General features: G+C 47.4%; 7 protein-coding genes and 2 pseudogenes. 4 read left to right on the top strand and 5 right to left on the bottom strand.

Translation table 11 applies throughout. The features are described 5' to 3' along the window. Positions 1–683: 683 nt before the first annotated feature. The 4 genes from AC58PV_RS06465 to AC58PV_RS06450 form a co-directional block, all read right to left on the bottom strand. Positions 684–1,559 (bottom strand): DUF8832 domain-containing protein, encoded by an 876-nt coding sequence (locus AC58PV_RS06465; RefSeq protein ID WP_497431454.1) that lies wholly within the window; start codon positions 1,557–1,559, stop codon positions 684–686. A gap of 140 nt (positions 1,560–1,699) precedes the next feature. After that, positions 1,700–2,314 (bottom strand): nitrite reductase, encoded by a 615-nt coding sequence (locus AC58PV_RS06460; protein WP_497431453.1) that lies wholly within the window; start codon positions 2,312–2,314, stop codon positions 1,700–1,702. Positions 2,315–2,344: 30 nt separating this feature from the next. Beyond that, positions 2,345–4,726, bottom strand: a complete 2,382-nt coding sequence (locus AC58PV_RS06455) for a heavy metal translocating P-type ATPase (protein ID WP_497431803.1) — start codon at positions 4,724–4,726, stop codon at positions 2,345–2,347. 204 nt (positions 4,727–4,930) lie between these two features. Beyond that, positions 4,931–5,287, bottom strand: a complete 357-nt coding sequence (locus tag AC58PV_RS06450; RefSeq protein ID WP_497431452.1) for a metal-sensitive transcriptional regulator — start codon at positions 5,285–5,287, stop codon at positions 4,931–4,933. Between the two features lie 419 nt (positions 5,288–5,706). Here AC58PV_RS06450 and AC58PV_RS06445 point away from each other — a divergent pair, with 419 nt between their 5' ends. The 3 genes and pseudogenes from AC58PV_RS06445 to AC58PV_RS06435 all read left to right on the top strand — a co-directional run bounded on the left by AC58PV_RS06445 (position 5,707) and on the right by AC58PV_RS06435 (position 7,423). After that, entirely contained in the window at positions 5,707–6,153 is a 447-nt protein-coding gene (locus AC58PV_RS06445) for a MarR family winged helix-turn-helix transcriptional regulator (RefSeq protein ID WP_497431451.1), read from the top strand. A gap of 102 nt (positions 6,154–6,255) precedes the next feature. Next, positions 6,256–6,472, top strand: a pseudogene (locus tag AC58PV_RS06440) (epoxide hydrolase N-terminal domain-containing protein); the annotation flags it as partial. Next, positions 6,458–7,423, top strand: coding sequence for an alpha/beta fold hydrolase (locus AC58PV_RS06435; protein ID WP_497431802.1), 966 nt, complete (start codon positions 6,458–6,460; stop codon positions 7,421–7,423). The pseudogene AC58PV_RS06440 and the gene AC58PV_RS06435, both read left to right, overlap by 15 nt. A gap of 339 nt (positions 7,424–7,762) precedes the next feature. Here the strand turns inward: AC58PV_RS06435 and AC58PV_RS06430 are convergent, their stop codons facing one another. Beyond that, the gene (locus AC58PV_RS06430; RefSeq protein WP_497431450.1) at positions 7,763–13,576 is read right to left on the bottom strand and encodes an InlB B-repeat-containing protein; all 5,814 of its coding nucleotides are present in this window, start codon (positions 13,574–13,576) and stop codon (positions 7,763–7,765) included. Between the two features lie 214 nt (positions 13,577–13,790). On the opposite strand from AC58PV_RS06430, the pseudogene AC58PV_RS06425 reads away from it, so the two are divergent. Further along, positions 13,791–14,044: pseudogene (locus tag AC58PV_RS06425) on the top strand (ArsB/NhaD family transporter); the annotation flags it as partial. Positions 14,045–14,228: the final 184 nt, after the last annotated feature.

Here is a 14,228-nt window from a genome sequence, read left to right as displayed (position 1 = left end):
CCCATTATGAAGAAGAATCGAAACCATCTTTCTGCTTTCACTCATCCCATCTTAAAGAAAATCAGCCACACATTATAACTATACCATTTAAATATTCCATAATTTTCCAGACTTTTGTAGCTGCTCATTCCCGCAATGAAAATCTGTTCCTTCTCCTGCGTCTAGCAAGACGGGTAAGGTGACCGTCGCTTGTCACATCCGGTATTGAAGCCGTATCCAGAGAAATTCTGTTTAATTCTTTATCCAAGTAGCGGAATTCTTTAATCTGAATGGCATTTGAAGTACAAATATTATTTTCTTCTCTTCTTTAATCAAATAGGCATACATTCATGTTACGCTACTACTTGATAAAGAGTCGACGGACTATAAGTATCGAACGTCACGTTCCACACGGCCAATATTATTTTCAATCCAGCCTTAAAAAATTGCCACGAATGTTATCCATCAATCCCTCAGGCAAAAGAGATGTTGAACTTTTGTATACTAAATGGGCCGTATAGAAATACATTCTACACGGCCCTTCTTAAAACCTATTCAATTGGATCGTTCTCAACATTCCCATCGGAATCAAATGGTCATTACTGGTTCAGCCTAAACGGGTCGATTAATAATAAAGAATTTGATCTCGAGAAATGTATTTCAAAGGAATCAGCCTAGTTTACCATGAAACTGGGGATGAATTATTACGGAACTTTTATTACAAAAGGTACTGTAAACACTTTTCCATTTTGCTGAAATTGCCCCCAAATCTTATATACGCCGGTATGTGGAAAAGTCGTCATAAATTTAGCATCCGGTCCTGACACATTCTCATCTGTCGGATGCACATGAAGATAATTCTCTGCATCTTGAGTTAAGATTACGACGTGTCCAACAGCCCCTAAGTAAGGTTGCAGGTCTTTTACAGGTTGCTTCGACTGTGCGTCTTTAATATTGAAGTTCAAGTTTAGTTCCATACCTGCCATAAGGTGATCAATCGAAAGCGTTACTTCCTTACCGTCTACTAATTTAGTTAATGATGTGTCAAGTTCAATTGATTTTTGAGCAGACTGTTCTCCTTGAACCGTAATCCATTGGCTCTTACTCATTGCACCCATACCCGTTGGAGAGATATCTGCAATCACCTTGAACTCACCTGAAGTCGGAAATTGTGTAGTTATGGTAAATTCACCATTTCCTTTGTAATCGGGGTGAATATGGTTAAAAAAAGATAAATCTTTGCTGACGATAATAAAGTGCATCTGTTTTTCATGCACAGTATCAAATTTATCAATTGCTTTGCCGTCTTTATCCTGAATATTAATCGTAATCGTTGAATCTTGGTTTGGCACTGTCTTCTCACTAGAAAGTTTAAACTTTGCTTGGACATTTCCAGCATGTGTGGAATCAACATCATTTCCCATGCCGCTATGATCCATTCCTGCTGTAACGCCTTGCACTGCATGACTCGTTGAAACTGGCGTTTCGCTATGCGAAGAGTGCTTGGTCGAACTTCCTGATTTTCCGCATGCCGTTAAGAGCGCAGCCGTAAGTAAAATCGAAATTGCTACTTTATTCATGATTTCCTCCTAATATTAGGAACTTAGATCAGAGATCTAAGTCCATCCTCATTATTTCTTTATCATAAAAGGTACATATGAGATCTTGTGTAGATCGGCACTTAAGATTGTCTTCATACATAGAACTCCCCCCGTTACGCTCACTCTGCAATTGCTTTGTGCAATGCCTCGATTGTTATCCGATTGATAAATTTCGAAAACTTTTCTTTCATTTTGCCATGTTGTTGATAATAATGGATAAGACTTTGAACCATCTGAATCAACATGTCTGCTCGAACGTCAGATATTAGCAAGACCGCAAAAGATGGCTTTAATGATTTGGGCTCGCCACCGATATAAATATCAAACGTATCTCTCATTTTGACTACACCGATATCTTTCAACAAGGGTTCGCTTGTTCCGAGAGCACACCCTGCATATCCAATTTTCAAAGGTGTTGGCGTTTCGATCCCTGAGATCGACTTATTTAACGCTTCAGCCATTTCAAGCCCTGCATCTTCTGCCCCACGGCAAAAGTTACACGTAATAAGGCTCTTGGTCACAAATCCAGTAGGATATATTTCTAAGCCGATCTCAGACAACTTTTCCTTAACTTCATCAATTTTCTCTTCTTGCATTTCAACATACAATTGTTTAAATGTCGTTAATTCTATTGCTGCATCCTCACTGACGATCGATCCCAGGACCGCCAATTGTTCTGGTTTAAATATGGTGCCACCAGTTTGAAACCCTGGGGTAATAGCAAACTTCATCATCTACATCTCCTACCCTCCCATGTATTCTGCTTATATCTTCACTCTCTGCAAGCGTAGAGCGTTTACCACAACTGATACTGAGCTTAGCGCCATAGCAGCACCAGCTACCCATGGAGCTAAAAGTCCAAGTGCCGCAATCGGAATCCCTAGCGCATTGTAACCGAGTGCCCAAAACAGATTCTGTTTAATGTTCATCATCGTCTTACGGCTCATATAAATGGCATCTGTAATGCTTGTAAGTTCTCCACGCATCAGTGTCACGTCCGCTGCTTCCATCGCAATATCAGTGCCAGTGCCAATAGCTATGCCGACGTCTGCAGTCGCAAGAGCAGGAGCATCGTTGATGCCATCCCCCACCATTGCCACTAACTTTCCTTGTCCTTGAAGTTTCTTCACTTCTTCAGCTTTGCCTTCCGGAAGAACTTCCGCGAGAACGTGATCGATACCAACTTGCTGAGCTATTGCATGTGCTGTTCGTTTGTTGTCACCTGTCATCATGATGACATCGATGCCCATCTGTTTTAAAAGAGAGACGGCTTCTTTCGATGTGTCTTTGATCGTATCCGCTACGGCTACCATTCCAGCATACTTGCTATCCACCGCTACGAGCATCGCTGTTTTACCGTCAGATTCGAGCTTTTCCATAGCAGTTTCTGCTTTACCGAAGTTAATTGCTTCACGCTGCAGAAGCATACGTGTTCCAACCAGTACATCCTTGCCATCTACAATGGCTCGAATTCCATAGCCGGGAATGGCTTCAAACTGCTCCGTGGTGGTAAGTTGGATACCTTTAGCAAGAATCCCAGCTACAATCGCCTCAGCAAGAGGGTGCTCTGATTGTTTTTCAGCAGTGCCGATTAGTCTAAGAAATATATCTTCTTCATTCATGTTTTCAATTTGAACGTCTGTAAGTTCCGGTTTGCCTTTAGTGACTGTACCTGTTTTATCAAGTACGATGGTTTGTACTTTTTGCATTGATTCTAAATGTTCCCCGCCTTTAAACAGGATGCCAAATTCCGCCGCGCGACCGGATCCAGCCATAATCGATGTTGGAGTTGCAAGTCCTAAAGCACAAGGACAAGCAATGACAAGGACAGCAATAGCCTTTTCTAGTGCAGTTGCAAACTCACCAGGAGCAACCCAGATATACCAAACCAGAAATGTTATAACCGCAATTCCTACAACAATCGGGACAAAGATACCCGAGATCACATCAGCGATACGTTGAATAGGTGCTTTAGAGCCTTGGGCTTCTTCCACAACTTTGATAATTTGAGCGAGAGCTGTCTCTTTCCCAACACGAGTTGCTTTAATTTTTAAGCTGCCGTTTTTATTAACCGTAGCACCAATAACGGCGTTACCAGCTTGTTTCTCAACAGGGATACTTTCCCCAGTAAGCATAGACTCATCAACGGCAGACAAACCATTTAAAACGACACCGTCGACTGGGATTTTCTCACCCGGTTTTACAAGAACAATGTCCTCAATGACAACTTCCTCAACTGGTATAGCCATTTCTTCACCGTTCCGAATGACTAACGCTGTTTTCGCTTGAAGGCCCATCAATTTTTTGATGGCTTCTGAAGTTCGTCCTTTCGCCAACACCTCAAACAGTTTACCTAAAATAATCAAAGTAATAAGAATCGCACTTGTTTCGTAATACATATCCGGTGCATGGTGGTGGGCATCAACTGAAGTTGCCCACTGCAGCGTTAGGTATAAACTATAGAAGTACGCGGCAGATGTTCCTAGAGAAACAAGCACATCCATATTGGCGCTTTTATTACGAAGGGCCTTGTAGGCTCCAATGTAAAACTGGCTACCAATAATGAATTGAACAGGTGTAGCAAGAACAAGCTGCATCCAAGGATTCATTAAGAACTCTGGCAGGTAAATCCATGATGTAAATGTAAAGTGGCTCACCATGGCCCACAGAAGGGGTAGTGAAAGTATTGCCGACACCATTAACTGTATTTTCTTGTGGCGTATCTCCTTTTGTTTATAATCGCCTTTTGATGCATCTTCTCCTTTAGGCATGGCTTTGTATCCTAGTTGATCAACTTTGTTAACCATATCGCTTACAGACACTTCATCAGCGCTATACGCGACATGGGCTGTTTCTAAGGCAAGGTTAACCGTTGCTTTACTAACTCCAGGCATCTTATTTAAGCCTTTCTCAATACGAGTTGCACACGCTGCGCAAGTCATACCAACGATATTAAAATCCACAATATCCTTTAAAGTGCTGTAACCCAGATCCTGTATTTTCTCTTCCATAGCAGCTACACTAATTTGGCTCGGGTTATATGTCACTGAAGCCTTCTCAATTGCAAAATTCACGTTTACATCTGAAATACCTTCTAATTTCTTCAAGCCTTTTTCTATCCGGTTTGCGCATGCCGCACATGTCATGCCCGTTATTTGCAGATTCGCTTGTTGCTCTAACTGTTTGACCACTTCATACCCTCCACCCGTCTCATACCCCCATGGGGTATGTTTTTTTCGAAAAAAATAAGTGTTACATTGGAGCCGCATGAAGCGGCTCAGCTAACTTTATTTTAGAAGATGACCGCAGGACATACCTTCAACTTTCATATCTAATAATCCCTCTCCTAATCATTTCATTAATTTATTCATGGTAATCATGAGTTCCTTGATAACTTCGTTATCCCCTTCTTGAATGCGCTCAATCACACAACTGTTTAGATGATGCTCGAGAATCAGTTTCCCGACACCGTTTAAAGCTGATTGAACCGCTGCGATTTGATTTAACACATCGTCACAATACGTATCTTTCTCAATAAGACCTTTCACACCGCGAATTTGTCCTTCGATGCGATTAAGCCTAGAAATCAAGTTGGTTTTTGTTTTATCTGTATGATGACTTTTTCGATCAATGTTTGAATGAGAAAAACAGCCCTCATTTAATTCTTGGTTATCATGTTTTTCCAATTTCGTTTCCTCCTCACACATTTAATATAGCATACCCCCCTACCCTATATCAAGTTATTTGTATAGTTATTTGTAGGCTACATTTGTCTAAGGCATATTTGCAAACGGTGTAGGCGAACATGCTTAAATGGAAAACTATCATCCAGATTATGTTTTATACCAATTATTCACCCACATTAATGATTTGCCCCAATTAAGTAACTATAAACGTGATGTTACCGTTACAACAGGGCTACATATTGAAGTTCTCATTCAACATTCAAGAGTTGTTGGATGATACGAATAGAATGGCTTTTGAGACTGTAATTACTCAAGGTATATTTAGCTTTGTCCTTGATACTAGCATGCGGAAGCGTGAACTTCACGTCTTTAAGCTGGTTTGAAATCTTGGTCAGCAATTTACATTAGACACTTATATAAGTTTGTGATATATTTTTTTTATGGAACCTAAAAATAACTTGACTGAGTTGAACGTTAGCGAATTCGCTATGGTATTCGAAGATTTAACGAGGGTTTTCATTCGGTTACCTTCAATTGAAAAATTAAGCTTCACTACACTTTCCGTCTTGCATACGTTGTCTCGCAAGAGTCCCATGCGGCTTACTGAGTTAACAGCTAATGAGCAAATTACGCAGTCGGCAATCACACAGTTGGTGACCCGACTTGAACGAGACGGACTCGTCGAGCGCCGACCAGATCCAAATGATGGCCGAGTCGTTCAAGTGCATATTACTGCAATGGGAGTAAATGTTATTGACTCGCGTCGTTTGGACCGCATGACACATCTCTCAAAGTTCAGTGAAGGGCTCACTCTGGAGGAAAAACGGGCAATTACTTCCGCAATTCCTGCAATGAGGCGTCTGGTCGAACTGGGAACCGATTCGTAGTCTCAGTCACGATTACATTTCCGTAATTCATACCCCAATGAGGGACAAAACAAACGAATACAAGGAGGAACTCCTTTTGCGCTTGAACCGAGTCCGATCTACGTGTCGGATGAGTTACTTGCTGATCTCCAAAATCGTTTAAAAGCAACCAGATGGCCTCTCGATGCTGGTAATGATGACTGGTTTTACGGTGTTAGTCGGAACTACCTTGAGGAACTCGTCGACTATTGGATTAACGAGTTTGACTGGCGTAAATCCGAGAAGGCTATCAACAGTAGATGTTGATGGAGTTTCTGTGCACTTTATGCGTAAACCTGGCGTTGGGCCCAAACCTATACCATTGATCCTGTCCCATGGCTGGCCTTGGACGTTCTGGCATTGGTCCAAGGTCATTGATCCACTAGCGGACCCTGGTGCATTCGGGGGCGATCCTGCTGAAGCATTCGATGTTATCGTGCCCTCACTCCCTGGCTTTGGATTCTCGACGCCACTGCCAAACAATCCGGACATGAATTTTTGGAAAATCGCCGATCTCTGGCATACGCTCATGACCGATACTCTGGGCTATGCGAAATACGCAGCAGGAGGATGCGATGTAGGCGCTCTCGTGACCGGTCAACTGGGACACAAATATAGTGACGAGCTCTACGCAATACATATTGGTTCTGCTCAAAAGCTTAGCCTGTTTAATGGAGATCGCGCTTGGGATCTCTCCGGAGGTCGTCCTATTCCTGACAACATCCCTGAGAAAATCCGATCGCAGATTTTGGAGTTTGACCGCCGTTTTGCTTCGCATCTCGCCGTTCATGTGCTTGATCCCAGCACACTCGCCTACGGACTGAGCGACTCGCCAGTTGGAATGCTCGCATGGATCTTGGAACGATGGGCCAGATGGAGTGACAATAACGGCAACGTCGAGAATGTCTTTACAAAGGACGACATCCTTACACACGCAACAATCTACTGGGTCAACAACGCTATCGAAACCTCTATGCGCGTATATGCGAACGCTAACCGCTATCCATGGACACCGGATCATGGTCGTTCACCTGTCATTGAGACACCAACCGGTATAACCTTCGTAGGCTACGAAAATCCTCCGGGTATCACGACCCAAAATCGGGTACCGAATTTTCTCGAAAGCGATCGAGCTCCTTGGTATAAACATGTCAACATCACAGCCCACGAAAATGGTGGACACTTCATTCCCTGGGAAATTCCGGACAAGTGGGTTGAGGATTTGCGCCGCACCTTCCATGGACGTCGATAAGAGATTCAACAGGATTATGTTTTCAATAAAGGATCGAGGTTCTTAGCTCGTTTACTATACATAAAGGGTCCAAGTATTGGTCTTTATAACGAAAAAAAGTATTGCTTTAATTGTTGATCGTCATAGGAAAAAGAGTATGGGGGCGCAGGAGGCCATTGTAAAACTAGCCTTTTCGTTTAAATGGGGTTCATTTACAAAAAGAAGACATCAACCGAAGTGGTCGATGTCTTCTTTTTGTACGCGAGAAATTATTAAATCTAAGCTTACCAGTTCTTCAGGACACCGATTTATCTACCTGCAGCTTGTTCCAGGATATAAGCAATCTCGTTCATATCGTTTCTATGGTTGATCCAGCTCCGTAGGTAAAACCGGCCACATAATGTTGCTAAAGGTACCCTCGACAAATTGACCGTCCACACCTGCGGATACGACCAATCCCATTGTAAATGGCTCTGTGAAGGTAATGGTGTGCGAGCTTCGCTCGGTCCATTCGGCGCCGTCGATCGACGAATAGGTTTTCACATGATTCCCCACTTTTTCAACCTTCAACCAGATGGGGCCTGAAACCTTAACTGTAGGTGCATTGAGTGGAATGGTCTGGGACCATGATCCGGCAAAATCACGCTTGATGCTTACAAGCTCGCCTCTTCCGCTAACAAATATGCCTTGGTGGGCACTATTCGCCGCCTCGCTCTGACGGACCATGACGCCGATCTTGATGTCCGAGTGCGGCGCGCTGCCCGAATAGGTCATCCCGTCGACTCTGGCGACGATCGTGGCATCACCGGTCTTAACGTTCTGATAAACATACCTGAACTTGTCGCTCATACCCCAGACGTTCGTTCCGGAGCCCGTCACCTTCATGGACGCTCCCTCATGAACCGTAGCCCCGGCGGCCGCGCCACCAACATCCGCATTCTCATACTGTCCCGGCTTCAGCACAAAAGCAAAATTTGCGGTGATTGTCTTGTTGCCGTCCATAATGACAGTTAGAGGGTTGGACGTGCTGACGAAGTCGCCGCTCCATCCCATAAAGACATAATTCTCGTGCGGTGTAACGGTCAAGGTGACTTGTGTCCCCGGACTGTACGTTTCCTGCTCGGAGCTCCGTGTAATGACGCCATGCTCCGCGATGGTGGTAAGGGTGTACATGTCCGTTTTCTTCCTGAAGTTGGCCTTAATGAGCTTGTCGGCATTCATCGTAATCGTAGCCGGGTTGGTCAAGCCGCTCAGGTCGCCGCTCCAGCCGGTGAAGACGTAGTCGGTATCAGCGATTGCGGTCACCGTTACCTCGGTACCTGAAGGATGTGCAGTATCCGACGGGCTGACAGAAATAATTCCGTTGACAGCTTCGGTCTTTAACGCAAATGTCGGCACGGTAGGCCACTCCACATGACCGAACTTGGCCGTGACGAATTTCCCGTCCTGACCTGCGGTAACGGCCAGACCCGCGGTGAACGAACCCTGGATGGACACGATCGTCTGTGAGCCCCTCTGGACCCAGTTCTCGCCATCCATCGAGGAGTACGTGGTCAGCCGCGTGCCGATCTTCTCCACCTTCAGCCATACCGGAAGTTCCAAGGTGTCGGCAACCTGCCCTTTATCCGGGTACTCGACAACCGTCCATTTGTTGTTAATTCGGAACTGACTGCGTATTTTCTTCTCGTTGGTGATGAAAATGCCCTGGTAATCGTTCGGCAGGTCGGTTACCTGCCTGATCATAATGCCTGCCCTCGCATTGTTCGCCGTTCCGTTGAACTCGGTCACCTTGGCGACAATAACGGCATCGCCGCTTAGGTTGTCCTTGTAGGTATACCGGAAGCTGTCGTTTTCTCCCCACAAGGCGTTTCCGGATGCCCGAATCGTGATCTCACTGTCGTCCTCGGACGTGCTACCGCCATGGGTGGTCAGAATGTCAGCGTTCTTGTAAGGGACGAACTTCGCTGAGATCATCTTATGTCCATCCATCAGAAGATCGATGGAATCTGTCGTGCCGATCAGATCCCCACTCCAGGATACGAAGCTGTACCCTTCGTCGGGTATCGCCTTCAACTTGACCACTGTATTCGGCGCGTATCTGCCGCCGGGAGGGTCAAGCACGATGGTGCCACCTGTGACGTTCTCCACAATCAGCTCACAGATATCAGGCATCTTGCTGAAGGTGGCCGTAACGGTCTTATTTCCGTCCATTTTCACAACATTAGGATTGGCCTTGCCCGTCAGAGCTCCTTCCCAGCCGGTAAAAGCATACCCGGCATTCGGTACCGCCCTCAACTTAACCTCTGAACCTGCGTTATAGAGACCGGATTCACCTTCCACCGTTCCCCCCGGACCGGCATTCACCGTAAGATGATGCATGCCCGGCCAGTTGACTTGGCTGAACTGTGCGGTCGCCGTCTTTACGGTTCCCGTATTGTTCTCGCCAGCGGAAGTAAACAGGCCCATCGTCAATTCCGTGTTAGCGCCGTCCCATCCCCAAATGGTGTCCTTGTAATAGGAGTTCCAGTTCACGCCGTCACTCGACCAGCTCAGCTCAATATCCCGGTTGAGCGTCCGCTTGATCTGCAGCCAGATCGGCTGCGCCGCATCGATGTAAACAAACGGCGGTTTCGGCAGCACATCGAACCAAGGGCCGCCTTTTCTCATCTGGACGATGAGTTTGCCGTTCTTCACCAGAATCGCAGCGTAATTGGCATCATCCGCCAGACTCGAGCGCATCTGGATACCGGCTACGGCTCCAGCTGGATTGTCGGTAGTGAAGGAATCCAGTCGGGCGGTGAAGACCGTGTCACCTTTCTGCCCCGCACGCAGCATATACCGGAAGCTGTCTGGCGCAACGCCGAATTTAGTGCCGTGGCTGGTTAGCGTATAGACATTGTCCGCTACCGTCGTGCTCCCCGGCTGCCCGGCGACCGGCGTGACATCCACGCTCATCAGTCCGTATGCCAGCTTGAAGTTGGCCGCAACCGCTTTGCTGCCGGTAACGGTGAAGATGAGAGGATTCGCGCTACTGACGACATCGCCACTCCAGCCGGTGAACAAATAGCCCGGTTTAGCTGACACTTTCAGCGTTACTTGTGTCCCTTCTTCGTATTTTCCATCTTGCACATTCGCCGGTTTGTCGACAACGGACGTGACACTGCCGCCCTCCGTTGCCATGAACGTAATCGGGTAGGTGGGCACGGCCGTGAAGTTCGCCGTGATCTCTTTGTGTCCGTTCATCTTAACCAAGGCGGGATTGTCGTTCCCGTCAAGGCCGGTCCAGCCAGTGAACCGATACCCGAATTTTTTGACGGCTGTGAGAATGACCTCGTCGCCTTCCAGGTAGGTCTCTTTGATCGGATTGACCTTGATCGTTCCCTTCAACGAATCCGAGACTCCAGCCGAAAGAGTGTACTCGGGCAGCGGCTCGAAGTGGGCAGTGACGGATTTGTCGGTGTTCATCATGACGTCTACGGTCGGATTGGTACCCGTTGCCGCTCCAGTCCATTCTTTGAATTTGTATCCGTACACCGGCTCCGCGGTAAGCGTGACAACGTCGTTCTGGCTGTACTTGCCGTCTGCGTTCTCCTGCGCAACGGTACCGTTAGCCGCGTCGACCGCGAGGGTCTTCACCGGTACCTCCGTATAATTGGCGGTAACGTTCTTATCCCCATCCATCGTAAGGGTGACGGTTCTGCTGCCCCCCGTTACGCTCCCGCTCCACCCGGAAAACTTGAGTCCGGCTTTCTCCTCCGCCGTAAGTGTCAGTTCCATGCCTTCACTGTAAGTGCCGCCCGCCGGAAGCACCTCGCCCCCTCCAGGGTTCACGGTAAGCGCATGGGTCTTCACCGGAATCAACGGCAGCATGGACGTGGCGTTCGCAGACAGAATATTGACTGAGAACTCATTGATTACATTCCACGAATCCGTGTAGCGGTACATCTTGGCATGATCCTTATAGTTCGGGAAAATCCTCGTCTTCGCGACCATATTCCAAGGGTCGTCGAACCAATACGGATAAGGCGTACTCTGCAGATCTGAGTTCGGATACCCTGGCGGCGGTTCCACCCAGCCTCCTTGTTCGTTATTTGCCTCTGCTTGTTTATGAGCTACCCATTGATACTGGCTGATCTCGTGGACGAACCAGCGCGGCGACCGCTGCGGATCGCCCAGTCCTGTAATGAACGACCGGCTGACGGCATTGCCGCCCAGCTCGTAGTCCCACGTCCTACGGATACGATCCATATAGACCGCTTTCCTCTCCGGATCGGCGGAGACCTTGTAGCCTACGACGAGCGGCATCAGGTTCGAGCTGGTGAACCGCCAGCCGATCTGATCCCCTTTGAATCCGTCATCCTGCGTGGAAGCGCCGAACGGCGACTCGTTCTTCAATTCCGATTCCGCGAAATTAATGATGCCGCTTTTAGCCCACTGTCTGATCTCCTCCGTGACATATGGATTCTCATACAGCGACACGAAGGTCCCGAGCCACGCCCGGTCCAGCACCCAATCCCAGAGCTTGATGTTCTTGTACGTATCGTCCTTCAGGTTGGTCGGCATATGCTCCATGAGATACGGCATGTAGGTCTCGTGTTTGCCCGTCGCAACCATAAGCGCACTTGCTGCCAAAACCACTTCATTGGACCAGGATTTTTTCGCTCCCTTATCTGTCTGGTCGTAATAGGTGCCGTGTTCATCCGTATCACCAAACTGGACGAATCCATTGAAGGCTTTTTCGGCGGCAGTTAGATAGGCATTGGCCTTATCCGGATAATACTTCTGCATGAGCGGCGTATTGTACGCCTGCGCCATTACACCTGCGGCAAACAGGGTCTCGGCCCTGTTCGGTCCCTGCGTGGCATTGTAGAACATCCGGTTCGTAGCGCCTGTCAGCGGCTGCCCGATCTCGTATGACCCCACATTAGGATCGCTGCCCTGCGGTCGGAGATAATTCGCCAGCATGCCGTTGGTAGAGGTTTCCGTGATCGCTTTATACAGCCAGTCGAGCTCGTAGACAAGCTCGTCCAGGAAATCTGGCGCTCCATTTTTCGATTCCGGAATTTCCAGCGACTCGCCGAGCGCCTCCACCTGCTGCGGAAAATACTTTGCGCCCATCAGCATATCGATGCCGACGTAAGCCGAGTTATAAGGATACTTACCACGGTCGCCCGCATCCATGTGTCCACCTGTTAGGTCTTTCTTTGCGCCCTCTGCGTTATGGCCGTTCGCATTATACAACGCTTGGTCGATTGCATCGTCCATATGCGCTTTTGGGCGGTTCCAGTGAGTCAGCGAGGTATCATAAAGTCCGTGATCGCCGTCCCGTTGATGGAATAGCGCACGCGTAATCGTGTAGGCGATGTTGTCCTTGTATATGCTGCTGCTGACCTTAAAGGGGTACGATGCGCCGACGCCGGGAATGTACAGCTCATAGTTCCCTTCCGCCTGCAAGGCGCTGAAGTCCAGCGTGTAAATGTAGCTTTTGCTCCATCTTTCCAGAACGAAAGGATACGGCGCGGTGACCAATCCGGTGTAGACTGTTTCTCCAGTCGCCTTGTCCACCACATGGAACTTCTTGTAGGCGCCGAACTCAATGCTTCCCTGACCAGTCCAGAGAGACAAATAGGCGATCTTCTTCCCTTCCGACAGGTAGCCTACCTGATTGGAATGGATCACAAGATTCGGTTTGGTCAAATCAAATTTGAAGGGGAACGCTCCTACCTGAGCAACCGCAGGTTTAATGGCGATTGAATACGTGTTCCCCTCCTTGAACTTCACAGAGGAAGGCAATTTGAGATAAGCACGATAGAAGACCTGAATCTTGCCCTTATTCTCCTTGTGGGACGGGTTGTACGGAGCCTGCTCGGGGAAATACCGGTATTGAACCAGAATCGGCGTCACACCGCCGGAGAAATCCGGATCGTCCGTGCTCGTAATCGTATAATTGTCGGTGTCCGTTACGTTCTCATCGGAATACGGAGTATCTACTAGGCAAAACTCCATCCATTCTGCATTGATTACCCCGGCATAAGACTCCTTCACTTCCGGCGCGATTGGGGGACGCTCTTTCAAGGCGGACGCGGTGCTGCCCGACGTGGCGAAAAAAATAAAACCAAATCCAATCGTGACGACCAGGAAGGCAAGGACCTTCCGCGCGTAATTGGTCAACATCCTGAGTTTCCTCCTCGTTTTTGTTAAGATAATGTAAAGAATATTCTGACTATTAGGAAAATAAAGGGACAATCCGTTAGTCAATTACAGAATCCATTCTTATTTCCAAGAATGGGATCACCTCCTTTCCATCTGCGCCATGCCGATCCCTATAATTCGCACTTTTATGGTAACGAGTATTGTTCGCTAAAGTCTACGCTCTATAAGTATCATGTTCATCTTGGCAAGTGGTTTCATCTCCGACACAGCTTCACTTCCGCTTGTGGTCAGCAACCTTGTAAACATCGTCTCTTCCGACATCTTCGGCGTAGGCTTAGTCAAAAATGCCAGTCGGACAATCGTTCCAACCATGTTCTCCGTTGCGGCCAGCCTTCTGGCTTGTTCTACCGCCGAAGTATTCCGAAGCGGTATGATTTGTCGCAGTTGAAGAAGCCGTCTGAAGCGATTAAGGATTTACGTATGTTTAAATTTTATGGGTCAAGCTGATCTTCAGTAAAACGTACCTGCTGAAAAGAATTCATTCCCTTCACTTGATTCTGAGTCAGTCAAAGCCATAATTACATCTCCTTTGTCTTGCAACGCTCAAAATTCCGAAAAGGCGTTTAGTTACTGATTTCTTAACGTTAAAGTCGGAGCATATACCCATTGCAAC

The sequence above is a fragment of the Paenibacillus sp. J22FR83 genome, from assembly GCF_059691955.1.
The sequence above is the reverse complement of the archived record's forward strand: the minus strand, read 5'-3'. Positions and strand labels throughout refer to the sequence as shown.